This window comes from Altererythrobacter sp. TH136 (assembly GCF_007065885.1).
Lineage (GTDB): Bacteria > Pseudomonadota > Alphaproteobacteria > Sphingomonadales > Sphingomonadaceae > Tsuneonella.
The window spans coordinates 1,217,749-1,235,800 of the sequence record NZ_CP041409.1 but is presented as its reverse complement, the minus strand read 5'-3'; the positions used below and the strand labels follow the sequence as shown (position 1 = coordinate 1,235,800).

The following is an 18,052-nucleotide window of genomic DNA, read 5'->3' as shown; positions in this document are numbered from 1 at the left end:
CTAGATAAAGATCAGCCAAACGGTAAGTTACTAGAGTAAGAAGCTTCCCGCGATCCGCCTCGTCGTAGTCGACTTTTGCCTCTCCGATAAGAAGGGCCCTGCCTTTCAACGCAACTAGATCGGGGATGAGCTCACCTGCACTGTGTCGGCGAGGATCTGGGCTGAAATCCCTCGCAACGCTTGGGTCGGTCACATTCAATGCATAAAGTTCATGATCGCTTCCCCCTGGGAACTCCCCGGCAATCAGCTGGAAGCCAGCACTCCTGATTGTTTCGCGCATTCGCAGATGAACATACCCCTCCGTCCAACGCTTCACCGGCGGGGAACTCTTTTAAAGAGCATAATCGCTTCTTCTTGGATAATTCTTTCCTGCCAAGGGACCTGAGAATTGCTATTATTCGTCTTCAACTTATGGCGTACCACGTCGTACAATTCGAGACCATTTGCTCGAAACGACTCTTCTATTATTTTGTCAGTAGGTATTACGCGATCGCCGAGGCGCTTATTTCCTATTACCCACGCGACTCTTCCGTCGTCCTTAAGCCAGGTTGCCAACCGAATGCCCATCAGATGCATGTCCTCGAAAAACTTGATCATGCCGGCGCGTCGCTGACGGGACTTTTTGTCCTCGGTTTCAGTAGGACGTGCAAAGAATTCACGGAATGTCGGAGATGTACCCGCAACTTCCAGAAGTTCGGGAACCACTGACTCCTCAAGATACTCCGACCCCACCGTCTGCTCTCGTACATCGTAGGGGTCATGACGAAGGATGCTTGCTAATGAGCGATATGAAAGCAGGTGCGTTCTGAGGTAACTCAAGGCTTCCACGCCGTAGGGCGGAGATGTGACTACTGCATCAATTGAGGCAATCGGCAGGTCGACTGATAACGCCGAACCTTCAATGAGCCGGATACTAGCTGCATCACCTATGGTCGATGCGTGCGTAATGGCCATTTTCTGCACGTCTGAAGCCATCTTCCGCAAATGCCGACTCACCAACTTGCAAACGTCGACACCCTCTCGAGGTACCTTGCTGTACTCTGCACGCACCACATCAACGTCCACGTTGCCGATACTGCGCATCTTAGCCGATAAGGCAACCAAGGTAAGGTCTCGTTCCGTCGCATTCAGAGACTGTGCAATTTCAACAGTAAGAGATACTCCGAGAAATGCTTCTGGCGTGAACCACTTTTCAATGTTTGCAAAGCTCGGGACGGTATTTCCTTTACGAGCCAGCACATCCGCTACATTGAACGAGCGACCTTTTTTCTCAAGGAATATCTTCTCGGCCGCCCGAAATGACGCCTCGAAGCTATCGGCAAGGAGGGATATTATCTTTGAATCCTTTGGAAACTTGGCCTTAACTTCTCCCATAAGGTGAGAAAGGGCTCCAATCTCAACGCCGACAAAAGGGATGCCCAGCAAGCGACACTCGACAGCAGTTGTCCCGCTTCCGGAGAAAGGGTCGCAGACCAGAGATTGCGGACCAACCCCAAAGTGATTCAGCAGCGCCCTCACAACATGTGGAGGGAAGCGCCCGACATATCTATGCCAGCCGTGAGACCCGTAGTTTGAATTCCAACTTGCTGCCGTGGGCTTTGGAGACTCAAGGAGGGCCTGCGCTGTCTGTTTGCCTTGCTCAAACTCGTCGATTAGGGACAGGCGCGCGCCGTCAGCGATCCCGGAGAGTTGCAGTTCAACGAGCTTCCCATAGAACGCTTCTTGATCTTGTGGTCCGTTTGCGACCCACGCGGGATATGTCGCTCCATAAAGTGCCGGGGCGATCGCCGATGTAGCCTGAGGACCCCCGCCACCTTCTGAACGCAAAGCAGCCGAGCCTCGTGACCGAGAGGACAGGTTTGTTTCCTCATCGGAGATGGGACCAAAACCTATGGCAGCGAGTGCGTTCGCCGCTTCGCGATCGGGGCGCGAAGTACCGATTTCCCAACGCCGGACTGTATAGGCTTTTGTCCCGATGCGGTCTGCCAAGCGATCTAAACTGAGGCCATGTTCCTTCCGGAAGGCCCGAAGACGCTGCTGAAAAGTGGCATTGGTGGACGTCAAATCGTTCAACACTTCGTTCCTAATTTCGCTCCGAACCGCTCTGTAGCTCCATTGCCGAACACAACCCGGCGGGTGGCCTTATCACCATATATCGCCTCCAACGCACCCGCTTTTTGAGCACAAAATGCCTGCTGAACACTCGACGGCTGCTATGGGACAAAAAGCGAACAGAGATCAACGTCCTAGGAAAGGCGCGCCTTAAAACGAGTGCGGTCGAACCGCGGTCAAACCCATTTTCCTGTGAGGGCGTGGCTATCGAACAAGGCGCACTGGATCGGGGTTCTACCGCCTCTTGCCCAGCCGAGCGCAGGGCGCGGCTTAGGAGACGGACTTAAGAAGTGGCGATCTTCCGCCAGTCGTCGGCTAGCGTCCAATCACCATGCTCATCGAGCAAGTGCCAGTCGAACCAACCATTGCGGCTTGTCTGAGTGACGGCCTTCGACGCGGCTGAGAAGCTCCCAAATGATCCTTCCAGACCTTCAACCTGCATTGCGCCGTCGAATACCGTCGCCCTGTATTCCTGACCTCCAAACCGAAAGCGGCAGGCCGTCCCATTCGCAGGCAGCCCAGCTTTCTGCTGTTGGATCAAGGTCTCCCAATTGAGCGCATTGTCTTGGGGCTCAGGCGCCATCCACAGCTGCTGTGCGACCTTGAAAAGCGCCGCACCGCGTTTCGCGATCGTATCCTCATTCCATACATCGAAGGCATTGAGCTCCCGGTTTAGCGCCAGGCTTGAATGCGCCCGGAGCGCCGGCATTTTGACCGAGTAGGGCCCGTTTGAGACCGTCGTATTTAAGGCACCGGTTAGGAGGGTGAGATTTCCCAGCTTGTTGACCGCGCCGGTTCGCTCGGCCTGCCGGAGCAAGAGATCTGGATCAAGTTCGTCGGTCTCGAGGTGGTCGAAACCAGGCACAGGCCAGGAGGCCTGCCACGATTGAGGCATGATGTGCTCAATGGTAAGGGCGGATTTGATATCTATTTCTTCGTTGAGGGTTGACCGCTTCTTTTGCTCGATGGCTTCGAACAAAAATCGTAGTCGTGCCTGTCGGGCACCCTTGTATTGATCACGGCCGAGCCAGCCTTGCATCCACGCGGTGTCGTCCGGCCAAACGTCGATTTCGGATTTCCTCGAGGAAAGAAAGGTGATCAGGGCGGCGACCTTGTCCCCTTCTGCGGCGCGGAGGCGCCCAATCAGGCCGACAAACAACTTGTTGTAGTTCTTGGTAGTCAGCCCGCAGATGTCGCGGCGCAAGATGTAACTTTCGAGCGCCTGAAGCGCGTCCTCCAGCCGGTCAGCAACGTCGGGATCGGTCGCAAGGTAGACGACGAGAGGCATTGTGGTTGACACATCGAATGCCTCCGCAAAGCGGCCGAAGCGACCAAGGGCATCCTGCTTATCCTGCTCAAAGAGCCGCTTCTCAACGGCCGCGGTGGCAGAAATGGACTCTAATTCCTCCATGACGTTGTCGAAGGGACGCTTATCCAAAATCCAGCGCCTGTAGGTTTCGAACAGATTGTCGACCGACACTAGGTCGCCAACCTGTGTCGAGAGGTGATCAGTCAACATCCAATCCAGGCGAGTGCGCACCTGCCGCCCCCTAGAAGCCGGCTCGTTCCAAAAGGCACGATCGAGCGGCAACCAGTGCTTCATATAAAGCTTGTCAACGATTAGCGACCCATCAGCGAGGCCGAGCCCCTTCGCGCGCTGAAATATGAAGTTCCGCATCAAATCGCCTGCGGTTAGATCAACCCCGCGGCTATTGAGGGTTTCAAAAATGGTTTGAGCGTCATCCCCACTTTCAAGCTCGATCGAGACCGCCGCAAGGCCTTCCTTCAAGGCCTCAAACAACGTCTCCAGGCGGTCCTCATCGAATACGCCGGCTACCTTAACGTGAGCCTCGATCTTTCCCTTGAAATAGGCTTGGGCACCAGCGGCCCGACGGACCACTCCGTCCTCGTCCAGCGGCTTTTCCGCGATCGTGTCCAGTTCAACATCTGGATCGATCAGCCCCACGAAAGCCCGTCGGTCGATCAAGGAAGGCCAGAGCTTGTACCGCTCCACGTGCGGTTCTTCCATTACTCCGTCGTTGAGCAGGTATTTGCCGAGCTCTGCGCCATATTTTGAACCATTGGCGATTGCGACATCTCGCAGAGCCGAAAGCAAGAGCTGAAACGTCGTGAGGCGCTGTTGGCCATCGATGATCTCAAATGCTTGGACCTGTTTTCCGTAGGTTTTGACCTGGCTAATTACCATCGCGCCCATAAAATGAGGGGTCAATGCGGCCCTGTCAGTATTCAAGTAGCGAACCGCGCGCTCAATATCTTCCCAAAGTAGGTCGAGCTGTGGCGCGATCTTCCACGCATATTGTCGCTGGTACAGCGGGATTAAGTAGCGCTTTTTGCCGTCAAACAGTTCGATGATCGATCGCGTATATGGTTTCAAGGGTTCCCCCTGAGCGCTGTGCTCTAGATATCGGAAGACCCCTCTGTACTGCCCCAAACGGCTCCGTTATGCCAAGCTAGATCGCGAACTGGGGTTCCACCAATGCCGGCCTCTCTACCTACAAACGCGACGCTCACAGACCTAAGCTGCCGCACCTTGAAGCTGAGCGCTTCATGCGCCGCGCCCGTCAATCCTACTAGACAAGGGAAAGTTGACCGTCCCACCCACGAGCAGCCAACTAGCCCCCACGCAAGACAGCATGGATCGTCCTGTCTTACTCACAGCGTTCCATTTCGGCTAAAAGTAAGCCAATCTGCACCGAGGAAAATCGCGTAGGAAATCGGCATGCCGGAAGACGACCATTTGTCAGAAGAAGAGGTCAATGCAGATCCAATCCTGAAGGGCTTAGCGCGTGATGGTCTCTCGTTGACCCGTGAAAATTACATCATCCGCAGCTATGGCGAGATACCAGATGATTGGGCCGCGGAGCTCGAAGCAGAACTCCCCGACAAGCTTCAGGACTGGTCGAAGGTCGAGGAATAGCATCCAGCCCTTCGCACCTGCTAAGGGTCAGATCGCGCATCCCAGACCAACTTTCAGGCCGCGGCCTGGAGCAGCGTCGAAGTCTCTGTAGCTGCCGTCCGGCTCGACATAAGTCGACTCCCCCTCCGCCCATTGGAGGCACATACGCATCCTGAAGTGCTCGGAAGCTTCCAGCGCGCCCTTGAGGATTGCTCGCCGGCAATCCTCGGCTAGACGACCGTCGGCATCAAAAGGCTTCGGATGTTGAACAAAGCTAACGTTCAACCCGAAGCTAACCGCGGCTGTGCCGACGCGGACACTGATTGGAATAGGCCGGTAAACCGCGGGCATCAGGCGAATGATGAGCGTCGGCTGCTGAAGCTTGGGCCCGGATGCCGCCGCCTCCGCTTCCTTCGCCTCCCTCCGAGCCCTGCTCCTTGCCAGACGCTCGTCAAGGGTCTGGGACCACACTCGAAAGCTGCCCGCCTGGTCTTTGAGATTTCGCCGGAAGCAGTTGAACCCGACCAGTGTCTTCTTTTCCACGCCAGCACCTCCTGACGACGCTCTAAGCGGCCTATACGACAGAAACGGTCTTGTTCGGCTTGGGGTCAACGGACTATCCAGCATCACGCCTTGGCAACCTCTGCCGAGTGGGGGGCAGCTGGTGCGTCACTACAACACCGTCAAAGTACTGGAACTCGCCAAGGCCCTCGCCGGAAGCGGAGAGGGGTACACCCTTGACGAGATGGCCGAGATGCTGCGCGCCAACAGGCGCACGGCGGAGCGCATGCGAGACGCCCTCAGAGTCATCTTCCCCCAGATGGAGGAGATTACGTCCGGCCGGCAGAAACGATTCCGCATTTCAGGCGGGCTGGACAGCTTCATGCAGTCGCCGACGGCGGAGGAGCTGGCCGAACTGGACGCAGCCGCCGCTGCGCTGGAAGCCTCAGGGGGAGAGGCGCGCGCAAGCCTCCTCAGGTCGGTTGCCGGCAAGATCAAATCGGCACAGCGCCCGGCGGTTCGCCGACGCGTCGAGCCGGACCTTGAGGCACTGACAAGCACTCAGGTAATGGCCACCCAAGCGGGTCCCCGGCCGCTGACGAACAGTGACACACTCTACACTTTGCGGAAGGCAGTGCTCTCGGGCTGCCAGGCGACGTTCTTCTACAGCGGACCCGCAGGAGCGCCCGCGCTCAGGACCGTCGAACCGTACGGCTTCCTGTACGGCAAGGCGTACTACTTGGTAGGTCCTGAGGCTGGGCGCGAGGACCCGGTGCTGTGGCGGCTGGATCGAATCTCCGAGGCAGACCTCGGCGCTCCCTGCAACGGACCGCCCGAAGACTTCGACCTGATTTCCTACGCCGCCCGATCGTTCGGAGCCTTTCAGGAAGAACCACGCGCCATCAGGGTTCGGTTCGACGCCGAAGTTGCGCCCTCCGTCGAGAGATTCCTGTTCCACCCTTCACAAGAAGTCGAACGCTTGCCCAGCGGAGAGATCGAAGTCCGGTTTACTGCAGGCGGCTTACTTGAGATCGCTCGCCACCTCATGACCTGGGGCGGTGCGGTCATGGTACTTGAGCCGCCGGAGCTGAAGAAGATACTGCTGGCGGAGGTAGAAGCCATCAGGTGCCGCTACAGACGCTCAGGACCCAATTGCTAGAAGCTTTGATGCTGCGGCTGGCGGTCGCGCAGCTAGAAAAGGTGGTCAAATTCAGCATCGAATTCCGCCAGCAAGTCATCCAAGTCATCGCCGTGCCTACGCCTCCTGGATTGCCGTTCGTGCTCGTTGCACATGTATGAAACAAAGCGCCAGACGTCCGCTCCTTGATCCACCCGCCGCTTCAGACCCGCATTAGCGAACCAAGTTTCTACAACGCGGCGGGCGCGTACAGGAACAGGCCGATTGCCAACCGTGTGAACGCCTTTCAAGTAGCACTCGTCGTCGCGCCTCGCCACCTCGGCAAGCACAGCTGGCCGGGTCTCTGTGCACTCGTAGAAAAAAAGGTCCCCCTTCAGGGCCGGGATGGTCAGGGTTCGCAGACAGTTGCGGAACTCCGCCGCGGCTCGCCTCATCTCCTTCACCGTCGTCAGAGGCCTAACCTGATCGTCTCCTGCTACCGGAGGGGCCGGAAGCTTGGCCCGAGCCAGCCAAGTGTCCACAAACCAGGGCAGTGACTTCCCTCGACTGAGCGACTTCGCGCTCTCCCGTAAAGCAGCGTCGGTCGCATCGGGGCACACAGCCCGAATGACGTCCAGGACGGCGTGAAGATCGTCAACTTGAATGTGTTCAATCTGCTCCGCGACGCCCGGGCGGAGGAACAGCGCAGGCAGGCGCTCGAGAGTCCTCAGGCGATCCATGTCCAGCTGCTGAGTGTGAAGCAGGACGCGGGCGAGTGGCCGTTTCTCTGGGGCCGAGAGGATGGAGTGGAGGCGAGGGTAGAACTGGCGTGGCTGAGGCTGGGGGCCGGCGCTGTTCAAAAGGCGCCGGAAGCCGGGCGGGCAACTGCCCAATGTCAGCGATGCTATCTCGCGCGCGGAGCCCGACAGCAGCAATTCCGATGCTTCGCCCGGTCTGACCCGCTCGAGTGGGTGTAAGTTCGTTCGGTCACGCCGACCTCTCTCATCGGTCTGCAGGAGATGCGGCCTCGCAGTCGACAAGCCGGCGGCGATAAGCTGCCGTCTGCCGTCTGAAGCTTTAAGCGCAGCACCAGCAAAGCCCGGAGCTTGGCTGTCCAAGGCGCAGACAGCCTCTAGCCACCAAGACGCTTTGACGGGCGTGAGAGGTTTCGCGGACTGGATTAAGGTCACGGATGATCCTTTCAGGCTTCTTCGGAACTTGGCCCGCTGAGGAGGACGAAGCTTTTTAGGGGGTGGTGACTTCGCAGGTCAGTTCCTCAGAATCCGAAGCCGATCCGCTTTTCATGACGAGCTCCTTTAGCGAGGCTTTCGACTTCCAGTAGTTCCACCAGGCGGGACGGTTCGGTGATCCCGAGAAGACGCGCTTTGCGGGCCACAAGGGCGAAGTCCCCTGGGGCAAGCTCCGGAACGTGATCGAGAGTGCTCGGCGGCTCGCTGCCGAAATAATGCTGGAAAAGGCGGCGCGCTTTTGCGGGGGTGAGACCCTGCAACTCCACCTTGAAGAGAAAGCGCCTTGAAGTCGCCGGATCTAGCGACTCGCGAAGGTTCGTGGTGGCCACGAAGGGAGTAGGAGAGCGCTCCATCCAAGTGAGCATCTCGTTTGTCATGCTCACCTCCCAGGAGCGCTGGGCAAGAGAGCGGTTGCGCAAGAGGGTGTCAGCCTCATCGATGATGAGCATCGCCTTAGTGTCAGCGGCCTCACGGAAAGCTTCAGCGATCGCCTTCTCGGTGCCGCCGACGAACATGTTCAGAAGGTCCGAAGCGCGCCGCTCCAAAACATCCATGCCTGCTTGTGCGGCGATGTGGCGGGCAAGTGCGCTCTTGCCTGTCCCAGGTGGGCCGGCGGCCAAAAGAGACCATGCTTGGCTGGTGGCACGGGCGAGCCGATCGACCAGCCGGTTCAGGTCCATATCCCCTTCAGAAAGCGAAGGGTCGAAATCGGCAACCCGATCGTCGTCGGGGCGGATCGAGCCACCCATGACCTTCTGAATGGATCTTGCGGCAAGTGCGGCCGTGTGTGGCTCCTTATCGGTCCAAGCAGCAGCGCGAACAGCGCTTGCCAACACCGCGGGAGCCACTTCGATCTTGGACAGACCGGCAAGATCCGCAGCGCGGAACGGAACGTCCTCCGCTATGGCCAAGCGTTCAAGCACTCGCCTGCGCACAGCTCGAGACGGCAGGCTGAACTCCAGCGCCAGCGCCATACGCCGGAGCACCGGACCTCCGAGCAGATCAGGCTGATTGACAATCCACACCGTTGGTGAGGTGGAGCTCTCCACAAGCCGGTTGAGGTAGAGCTTAGAGTTGCCGCCGTCCCTAAGACCAAAGACCGGGCGGATCATCAGATCTTCCGCTTCGTCGACGACTAACAAATGCCTCGGCGAAGCGCGCACTAACGAGCGGCAAACAGCGAGGTGGGCAAGCCTTTCGGAGCGGTCGGGCTCACCTCCCTCTTCATCGGTGGCTCCGACCAGGACCGGGTGAAGCCTCGCAGTTTCGGCAAGCACCCGGGCAAATTCTGACTTACCGGTGCCGGGGCGGCCATAGAGCAGAATGTTGATGCCACAGCGACGCCTGGCTGCCTCGACAATCAGCTGTTTGGCCAGCTCGGCAGGCTCGCCCAGGTGACCAAAGTCAGCCCACTCAAGTGAAGAAGGCGGAGCCGTGGAAAGAATGTGCCTAGCGAGAACAGCTGGTTGCACACTGCGCAGCCGAGCAACACGGACCGCAAAGTTAGTAGTACCGTAGTCGCCGCCGCGGCAGTCGCGCACCAGGCCGGCCTGGCGCAACGACGACTGCGCCTCGAGGCGACGATGGATAAGCAGCGGCTGCCGGCCGGTGGCCGCGGCAAGACCCTCGATGTTCACCTCGCCCCGCCCGGCATGGCCTTCGCCGAAGAAGTTCATCAGCGTGCCATAGGGCTCGTAGATGTGAGCTCGGACCAAGTGCTTGAGAACTTCGGTATCGAGGCGATCCAAGCCCACCGTGACCGAGAGCCAGTGCAGGCGCTTGTCCAAGCCAGTGCTCCTCAGCGCGGGCAAGCACTTCTGTAGGGCATTGAGCCGCTGGCTAAGCTTACAATCTAGGTCGGGGTCGCCTTCGCGAGACTGTCGTACCTCGTCCGCTGGAGCGGGAACTCCGAATTCACGGCCGATCCGATCGACGAAATCGAGGACCTCTGTGCCGCGATGCCTCAGAGTAAACGGAGAAACGGTAGCCAGGGACCGCGCGGCGACTTGTCCCAGAACAATGCGCTCGCCGACGGGCATGCTCTGCGGAAGCTTTTCGATCTGGCGGCGGTAGCGGCTGGAAATGGCGACTCTCCTCTGGGGAAAGCCTGAATCACACACCGACACGACAAAGGCGGTCGTTTTTAACGCCGTACGACACGTATCGCAGGGCGCCCGAACACGGATCATCTGACTTCGATGGGGAAAAATGACGAGTGAAATGGACAGCGACCGCAATTGTCGTGTCGCTCCAGTAGAAGGGTCGCATGGAAAGAGATGAAAACAGAAGCACTGCGGGCCTAGGCGTAGGCTTACCGTTTATTGAAGTCGGGCCATCCCGGGGACGGATCGCACTCGGCGCCTGTCCGGGAAAAGTTGCGTCGTTGGTCGAGGATCTGGACCGGGTTGCTCACTGGGGCGCGGCTGCAGTCGTCACTCTGCTGGGCGACGACGAGCTGAACGCGCTCCGAGTGCCGCAACTCGGCGCCGCTGTGCGGGAACGGTCCCTCGCGTGGTACCACCTGCCGGTGCGCGACATGTCTGCGCCTTCGAGGACGTTCGAAGAGGGATGGCGCCAGCACGGAGCCGCAATCCGATCGCTCTTGCTCAGCGGAAGTGCTGTGTTCCTTCACTGCAACCTCGGCCTCGGCCGAGCTGGAACTCTCGCTGCGCGGCTCCTTGTCGAACTTGGATGGCAACCAGCAGAGGCGATCCAAGCGGTTCGGAAAGTGCGCCCTGGGGCAATCCAGTCTCGAGCCCAAGAGCGCCATGTACTGGGGGTGCAGCATCGCCGGTAGATTTAGCGCACCTCGAGGTGGAGCGGGGAGAGTAGTTGTTTGTGGGTCCTGTGTTGTGGCACCTGACAGTGGGACACGGGTCGGGGGTTTGGGATGAAGCGGCAGACGTACATCGCGCAAGGCCGTTTGGCCGCCCGAGAGGCGCGCCTCCAGGCGGCACGCGAACATCGCCACGGTCTCCAGATCATGTCCTTCGAACAGCTGGCTGCACGATTGGCAGGTGGCTTCACTCAGACAATTGATGGCGACGCACTCCGCACCGCTATCCAGCGGGCGTTACCGGTTGTACAGCTAGGCGAACTGGGGCCAATCAAATCGCTGCCGGGTATGATAGGCGCTGCCGCAGAGACTCTGCAGAAGGTCTGGCGCGCAGGCATAGACCTGGAGGCACGGGCGGCACTTCATCCCCGTGTCGCAGCTCTCGCCGAGCTTGAACGAGCGGTCTTGCAGTCCTTACCTTTATCGATGCAAAGGCCGTGCGACTTGGTGTCGCGCTCAATGGAACGCCTCCGGCACGCGCCCGCGCTCTTCGGTGACCTTGATCTGATCGGGCTTGGGGACCTCCCGCCGTGCTGGCGTCCCTTACTGCTAGCCTTAGGCGAAGTTCTGCCAACACAGTGGCACGCGGGGCCTGTAGCGGTACCGGCCTGGCTCGAAGGGACTGCAGTCACCGTTCATCGCACTGAAGCGCACGATCCCGAGGTTCAGTTAGTCAGCACGGCCAGCCCTCTCCACGAGGCCATAGAAGCGCTGCGCTGGGCACGAGAGTTGATCACAAGCGGCATCGCCAAGCCTTCCGACATCGCGATCGCCGCAGCGGCGCCAGCGGCATTCGACGATGAATTCCTCGCGCTACGCGCGGACGCCAACATCGATCTCTATTTTGTCCATAGGGTACCCGTCACGGGTACGCGCTCCGGACAAGCTGCCGCTGCCCTCGCAGACGTGCTCGTGCGCGGGCTTTCCGCAGATCGAGTTCGGCGGCTCGCAACACTCCTATCTGGTTCTGGACCCTTCGCGGCGCTCCCGGCCGGATGGCAAAGAGTGTTGCCTCGAGAGGCTCTTCTAGACTCTTGGGGATCGTGGCAGCGGCTCCTCGAACCCATGGGGGCCGAGCAATGGCCTGGGGGCATCGACCACACGGCTGGGCTGAGGCGGATCATTGAGGCTTTGGCATCAGGCGCGGACCGCGCGGAGGAAACAGGCAGCCTTTTCCTTTCTGGGAACGCCCTGCACATATGGCGCAAGGCACTAGTAGCTGGCAGCCCCAGACAGATCGACGCGACGATCGCAGCTATGCGCCAGGAGGACGCTGGCGAGCCTTGCGTTTCGGTCGCGTGGATGCCTGCGGCGACCTTGGCGGGCTCGCCTCGGAAACACGTTCGCCTCCTTGGGTTAACTTCCAGCGATTGGCCAAGAAGAGGATCCGACGACCGGCTCCTTCCTGATCACATAATCTCGAGTGCAGAACTCGACCCTCTGCCAGTGACCGCGGCTGACCGCCGCGACTTCCAAACAATCATCTCCTCGACTGTTACTCAGGTCGTACTTTCGCGCGCTCGCCGAGACAAAGAGGGCCGGCTTCTGGGAAAAAGCCCGCTTCTCCGTGGGCGGGGCGCAGAAAAGCACCTGCGCAGAAACCGCCGGCCACAAAACGCGATGAGCGAAAGCGATCGCCTGCTGGCCCGATCGAACGAGTTTGCAGCGAGTGATCTGGCAAGGTCGGCAATCGAGTGCTGGCGAGATTGGCACAGCCCTAGCATTACCTCCCACGACGGCCTGGTCAGAGAAGGGCAACCAGCGCTCCTAACCGCTCTCGAGCGTGTGCAATCCGCAAGCTCCCTCGCCAAGCTCCTGCGGAATCCCCTAGGTTTCACTTGGCGGTATGCTTTGGGCGTCAATCCCCCCCAAGCAGCGAACAAAGCGCTGGTGCTTGATGCACGAGAAGCCGGACTCCTGCTTCACGATATCTTGGATGAAGCTGTTCAACTGCTTGAGGAGCAGAAGGGGCTCGCGGAATCAAATTCCGAAGAGATCCGGTTGGCCGTCTCCGAAGCGGCAAAGCAAGTTTCAAGCAACTGGCTAAGAGGCGGCTCCGTCCCGCCGGATATGATTTGGCGACGGACGATCGAGGACACAAGCGCAGTTGCGTGCAAGGCTCTTCAACATTCAGAGCCACCGCTGCCTAACCAAAAAAGCTACACAGAAGTCGCCTTCGGCCGTGACGACGGAAAATCAGCTCGGCGATCTCCATGGGAAATAGCAAAGGCGGTTCCAATTCCCACGACAGGATTTCATATCTCAGGTTACATCGACCGGTTGGACCTTTCGGGCGACAGAACCTTAGCACGGCTAATCGATTATAAGGGAGGCCGAACGCCGCCCGAGACTATAGCACTGAACGGCGGCGCAGAACTTCAGCGCTGCCTTTACGCCTATGCCGTCAAAGCTCTGCTCGGCGATGGAACCGAGATTGAAGCAGTCTTGCTCTACCCGCGCGACGATGTGTCACTTCGTCTCCAGGAGCCGGGCGCTGCATTACAAAGTCTCATCCAGTACCTGCGAATTGCGCGAGCCAGCTTGTTGAGCGGCAAGGCTCTGATAGGTCCAGATAGTGGGGGCGAGTATGACGACTTTCGGTTCGCTCTCCCCGCTAACGCGAGCAATGGATACTGCCCGCGGAAGCTGGGTGCCGTGAAAGAGCTGATGGCCGACGCCTCTCTAGTTTGGGAGGCACCCTGATGAACATGATGTCAGAGAACCTTTCTGACGAAAGTGCGCGGGTTGCTGCCCTGACCGAACACGAACGCACCTTCCTTGTGGAGGCAGGCGCGGGTTCGGGGAAGACAGCGTTGATGGCAGGTCGCCTGGTGCTCCTGCTCGCAGGTGGCGCTGCACCGAACTCCATTGCCGCGGTCACATTTACCGAACTTGCGGCAAGCGAGCTGCTCGAGCGAATTCGAGATTTCGTTGACGATCTTCTTGCTGGGTCAGTGCCGGCCGAGATGAGTGCTGCAATTCCCGACGGACTATCGCTTCGCCAGCGAGAGGCGCTCGAGGTGGCCGCGGGCAATCTCGATCAAGTCACTTGCACTACGATCCACGGTTTCTGTCAGCGACTGATCACGCCATATCCTGTCGAAGCCGGTATCGACCCAGGCGCCTCTTTGATGGATCCAGGTGAGGTCGAGCTGATGTTTGACGAGGCTGTCGATCGTTGGATCAGGAATGCGTTAGACTCGCGAAGTGAGACAATAGTTTCGGAACTGGTCTTTCAAGACCCCACCAAAGCGACAGAGCTCGTCTGGACAATCGCCTCGGCGCTCCGAAAAAATCGAGAGCTTAGGGCACCTGACGTTGAGCCTCTTCTACCAAAGATTTCGGCGTTGAAGGAGGCTGCGAAAGGATACGCCAGTTTCGTTGCTGGAGCACAGGTCGCAGAGCCGGAAAGCAAAGCAGCAGCAGAAGCCTTCGCCTCTATGAGCCGCGAAGCATCGTTCGCAGAAACCGATCAATCGGCAGCAGCGCTTGTTCGCCTGGTGACGCTGGCCGCTGATAAGTCGTTGTGCACGGCTAAAGGTTCATTTCGGGCCTATCAGAAGAGGACGAAGTGGGAGGCCGCAGCACGGGTTTCCGGCGTATCCAAAACCGACGCTGCCGAGCTCAACTCCAAGGCCGAAGATCACCACGCCACCTGCTGCGCCCGGTGGACTGCTATGCTCGAGACGGCGGCGAGCCACATCTTAGCTGGTCTGATGATTGAGCTACGGCCGGTCGCGGAGCAGTTTCAGGAAACCAAACGAATCTCAGCTCTGCTCGACTTCGACGACTTGATACATTCGGCGCGTCGGCTTCTGCGGGATCATTCCGCTGTGCGCGACGCCCTTTCTGATCGATTTAAGCACGTACTCGTTGACGAGTTTCAGGACACTGACCCCCTCCAAACCGAGATCTTTTGGCGCCTCTGCGGTGATCAGCGACCGGGCCATAACCCGTTAGATTGGCCCGAGTTCAAGATCCGCCCAGGCTCTCTGTTTTTGGTCGGGGATCCTAAGCAGGCAATTTACAGGTTCCGCGGCGCTGATGTGGCGGCGTACATCCGGGCCCGGGAGGCCATGGTTTCCCGTGATCCGAAAAGTCTCCTCGCCATCTCGACGAATTTCCGTTCGTGTGCCTCGATCCTTAGATATGTGAACGAGCGATTTGCCTCTGAACTGACAGTCGAGAAAGGGCAGCCGGGTTTCGCTCCGCTTGAAGCCTATCGTGCCGACCCCGTCGAAGGTTTGTGCGTTGCCGCGTTACCAATCGCATGTGCCGGTGCAGATGGCAAAGCTCCCTCAAGCGTGCAGCGTGACTGCGAAGCGGAAGCAGTCGCCGAGATGTGTTGCAGATTGATCGGCAGCCAAATCGTCGTGGATCGCAAAACTCAGGAGCAACGCCTCTGCCAGCCTGGCGACATTGCCTTGCTAGCCCCGGGGGGAACTGAACTGTGGCGCTACGAGGAAGCGCTTGAGAAACGTGGAGTGCCTGTCGCGACCCAAGCGGGAAAAGGTTTTTTCCAGCGGCAGGAAGTGCAGGATTTAATCGCTCTGACACGTGTGCTCGCAGACGGTAGCGATACCCTCGCTTTCCTATCCCTTTTACGGGGGCCTCTCGTTGGACTCACTGAAGAGCAGCTGCTTGATATTTTGGAAGGCCAGCCGCGTGATCCTGCCCAGTCAGGCGCCAGGCCAAGGCTAAGCATTTATCTGAATCCCCCAGAGATAAGGCATCCTGTCGCACGAAGCGTCCTTGAGAAGCTCCAGGCTCTTCGCAGACGGGCAAACGGAACCACGCCCCATCAGCTGCTGGCTGAGGCGATAGATGTTCTGAGAATACGGCCGATCGTCCTGCAACGTCATGGAGGTCAAGCCGAGCGGCCCCTTGCCAATATCGATCTCTTTCTGAGCCTCTCTCAGCCCTATAGTGTTCGAGGCATGAAGGCGTTCGCGGCTGCAATGAGTGAGGCCTGGGAAGGCAAGAGCAGATCCGTCGAGGGGCGGCCAGACGCGCAAGAAGAGGCAGTGTCCCTGGTCACGATGCACGCTTCGAAGGGTCTCGAATGGCCCATCGTCGTGCCGATCAACACAATGACGAGCGGTAACAACGTTCGTGATCCGATCATCGACAGCCAGAGCAACCGCATGTTCATTCCCATACTCGGAACTGGTCCGGCCGGGTATGAGCAGGCAAAAAAAGCCGAGGTGGCCGAACGTGAGCGGGAGCGGCTTCGGCTGTGGTATGTAGCTGCTACCCGCGCTCGGGAACTGCTTGTCCTTCCGAAGCTAAACGTGAGGCCCAAAGGCAGCAGCTGGAATGCGCTAATGGAGTTCGATCTTGAGAGCTTGCCGCTCATCGAGATAGAGAAACATCAGCCCGGCTTCGCGGTAGATTTGGATGCTGCAGAAAATCATCAAACACATGAGATGTTTGGCGAGGAGGCGGCATTCATCGCATCTGTCACTCCGACTTTACGATGGGTCGCGCCGAGCAGAGGTGAAGGCCTTCTAGGTGCGCCAGAAGGCACTGCGATTACTCTTACTATCGGCCCCGACGACGAGCAGGGGGTGGGGGCGCGTGAGATTCAAGGGGGACGTGAGCGGGGCTTGGTCTTACATAAGCTGTTAGAGGAGATTCTCACCGCGGAGATATCGCCTGATCCGATGGATTTGTCGAACCGAGCTGAGTTCTTGCTGCAAGAACTTGGCCAGGAGCCGCAGGACAATGCGGCGGTCGGCTTCTCCCCACAGGAGCTGGCTGAGACAGTCATGCGCACAGTGGCTCTGCCGGAAATTGCGCCACTCCTCTCAAGGCTTGTGCCAGAACTGCCGGTCTACGGCTATCGTTGCGCCGACGAGGGAGCCGTCGCGGTGTCGGGTATCGTCGATGCCCTACTAATTGGCGCTGACGGCACCCCAGAGCTGGTAATCGACTGGAAGAGCGACGTTAGCCCGTCGACAGCCGACGCAGATCTGTATGGTGAGCAAGTCAAACATTACCTCGAGATCACCGGAATACCAAAGGGACTTGTGGTGTTCGTTACATCCGGAATGGTACTACAGGTATCTCGGAGCTAAATCGCTGCTCCGGAAAGCGCCGAGAGGGACCGATGTGGCTAGCTTTGCGGCCTAAGGAGTATCGAGCGACGTATCTGGAAATGAAACGACGGGGGATTTCGATGACGCGTTATCAACGACAGGAATATGCAAAACATGCCGCCTTTTTCGGTGCGCAATCAGATGTAAAAACCGGTCATGAAGGGAGCGACGTGATGCTGCTTCGCGAGCACGCGGCCGCCAATTTTCATCCGGACTATGCTGATAAAATAGTCGCGTTTTTTGCCTACAAAGATGAGGCAGGAGCGCAGGCAATCGATTGGCACACGAGGGCAAATCATGGCGCCTCATCGCAAGTCTGCTGCGTGAACTTCCTGTTCCCAATGGTTCACGATCAGGCGCTTGCCTCCAGCTGGATAGATCACGTGCTTGGGCTGCGGGGAGCGGAAGCTAAACCAATTGAGAATCGAGAGGGCCGAGACTGCTACCTCACTTTCGAATGGTTCCCCGAAACCGATTATCTGAACGAAGCAAACTCGAACGGAGAGAGGTCGCGGGGGTCGAATTCTACTTCGGTCGACGCTGCAGTGCGCTACCGTTACGAGGGCAAGGAGTACCTGACCCTTATCGAATGGAAGTATACAGAAGCGTATAGCGCCATCCGTCACGCCAGCGAAATTGCTGGCGATTCAACGCGCTTGGCCCGTTATTCCAACCTATGGAAGCGGCCGCACGGACCGATCCGCGCCGACGCTCCTGTTCAACTGCCCGACTTCTTCTTGAACCCATGGTATCAGCTGCTGCGGCAACAGATGCTTGCCTACCATTGCGAGCTCGACCCGCTCAGCGGTTTTGATCGAGTGGACGTGCTTCACATCTCACCTAGCGAAAACGAGAGTCTGAAGGCAGCTAAAGGTGAGCTCGCACGTATAACGGGTGCGACCGACGTCTTCGACGGCTTCAAGTCATTGCTTGCTCCGGAATTCAGCGATCGCTTCATATCGGTGAGCACGCGTGACGCCTTTAGCTTTCCTGCTTTCCAGCGCCATCAGAGCTTCGAATGGCTCCGCAGCCGGTATGAATCCATATTCGAGCAGGGCGCTCCGAAAGCTGCTTAAGGCTGGGTCTTGGGCGGCGACTGGATGTCGAATGGTGGCGATACGACCCCACTCAAACGATAGTTGCCGCCGGCTTAGTAAGAAGTCCTATAGTGAGCACTTGCAGGACGACGGCAGGTTTCCTCCCAGGCAGTCTTCCAGATGA

11 protein-coding genes are annotated in these 18,052 nt (G+C 58.5%); 7 read left to right on the top strand and 4 right to left on the bottom strand.

Annotated features, from left to right (window positions below):
- Positions 1–312: 312 nt before the first annotated feature.
- Both C0V74_RS06030 and C0V74_RS06025 read right to left on the bottom strand, forming a co-directional pair.
- Complete coding sequence (locus tag C0V74_RS06030) at positions 313–2,073, bottom strand: helix-turn-helix transcriptional regulator (protein WP_143251042.1); 1,761 nt, start codon at positions 2,071–2,073, stop codon at positions 313–315.
- A 322-nt stretch (positions 2,074–2,395) separates the two neighbouring features.
- Positions 2,396–4,507: a DUF262 domain-containing protein gene (locus C0V74_RS06025; RefSeq protein ID WP_143251041.1), complete on the bottom strand. Its 2,112-nt coding sequence runs from the start codon at positions 4,505–4,507 to the stop codon at positions 2,396–2,398.
- A gap of 345 nt (positions 4,508–4,852) precedes the next feature.
- Here C0V74_RS06025 and C0V74_RS06020 point away from each other — a divergent pair, with 345 nt between their 5' ends.
- The gene (locus C0V74_RS06020; protein WP_143251040.1) at positions 4,853–5,050 is read left to right on the top strand and encodes a hypothetical protein; all 198 of its coding nucleotides are present in this window, start codon (positions 4,853–4,855) and stop codon (positions 5,048–5,050) included.
- A 27-nt stretch (positions 5,051–5,077) separates the two neighbouring features.
- Here C0V74_RS06020 and C0V74_RS06015 read toward each other — a convergent pair whose 3' ends face one another.
- Positions 5,078–5,572 carry a hypothetical protein gene (locus C0V74_RS06015; RefSeq protein WP_143251039.1) on the bottom strand — a complete coding sequence of 165 codons (495 nt, stop codon included), beginning with the start codon at positions 5,570–5,572 and terminating at the stop codon, positions 5,078–5,080.
- 121 nt (positions 5,573–5,693) lie between these two features.
- Between C0V74_RS06015 and C0V74_RS06010 the strand changes: the two genes are divergently transcribed.
- From C0V74_RS06010 to C0V74_RS06005, 3 genes are all read left to right on the top strand, one after another.
- Positions 5,694–6,689, top strand: a complete 996-nt coding sequence (locus tag C0V74_RS06010) for a WYL domain-containing protein (RefSeq protein ID WP_143251038.1) — start codon at positions 5,694–5,696, stop codon at positions 6,687–6,689.
- 8 nt (positions 6,690–6,697) lie between these two features.
- Positions 6,698–6,829, top strand: a complete 132-nt coding sequence (locus tag C0V74_RS13260) for a hypothetical protein (RefSeq protein WP_282595938.1) — start codon at positions 6,698–6,700, stop codon at positions 6,827–6,829.
- Between the two features lie 462 nt (positions 6,830–7,291).
- Entirely contained in the window at positions 7,292–7,624 is a 333-nt protein-coding gene (locus tag C0V74_RS06005) for a hypothetical protein (protein ID WP_143251037.1), read from the top strand.
- Between the two features lie 299 nt (positions 7,625–7,923).
- On the opposite strand, the gene C0V74_RS06000 is transcribed toward C0V74_RS06005, so the two are convergent.
- Positions 7,924–9,684: an AAA family ATPase gene (locus C0V74_RS06000; RefSeq protein WP_168194163.1), complete on the bottom strand. Its 1,761-nt coding sequence runs from the start codon at positions 9,682–9,684 to the stop codon at positions 7,924–7,926.
- Positions 9,685–10,787: 1,103 nt separating this feature from the next.
- On the opposite strand from C0V74_RS06000, the gene C0V74_RS13315 reads away from it, so the two are divergent.
- From C0V74_RS13315 to C0V74_RS05980, 3 genes are all read left to right on the top strand, one after another.
- Positions 10,788–13,436, top strand: a complete 2,649-nt coding sequence (locus C0V74_RS13315; RefSeq protein WP_143251034.1) for a PD-(D/E)XK nuclease family protein — start codon at positions 10,788–10,790, stop codon at positions 13,434–13,436.
- Positions 13,436–16,810, top strand: a complete 3,375-nt coding sequence (locus C0V74_RS05985; RefSeq protein ID WP_143251033.1) for a UvrD-helicase domain-containing protein — start codon at positions 13,436–13,438, stop codon at positions 16,808–16,810. The genes C0V74_RS13315 and C0V74_RS05985 overlap by 1 nt, the downstream gene beginning before the upstream one ends.
- A 101-nt stretch (positions 16,811–16,911) precedes the next feature.
- Complete coding sequence (locus C0V74_RS05980; RefSeq protein ID WP_143251032.1) at positions 16,912–17,907, top strand: hypothetical protein; 996 nt, start codon at positions 16,912–16,914, stop codon at positions 17,905–17,907.
- Positions 17,908–18,052 lie beyond the last annotated feature (145 nt).

Bases quoted from the DNA above. Each gene is read 5' to 3' on its own strand.
- C0V74_RS06020 (WP_143251040.1), top strand. From the start codon at position 4,853: ATGCCGGAAGACGACCATTTGTCAGAAGAAGAGGTCAATGCAGATCCA.
- C0V74_RS05980 (WP_143251032.1), top strand. From the start codon at position 16,912: ATGACGCGTTATCAACGACAGGAATATGCAAAACATGCCGCCTTTTTC.
- C0V74_RS05985 (WP_143251033.1), top strand. From the start codon at position 13,436: ATGAACATGATGTCAGAGAACCTTTCTGACGAAAGTGCGCGGGTTGCT.
- C0V74_RS13260 (WP_282595938.1), top strand. From the start codon at position 6,698: ATGCTGCGGCTGGCGGTCGCGCAGCTAGAAAAGGTGGTCAAATTCAGC.
- C0V74_RS13315 (WP_143251034.1), top strand. From the start codon at position 10,788: ATGAAGCGGCAGACGTACATCGCGCAAGGCCGTTTGGCCGCCCGAGAG.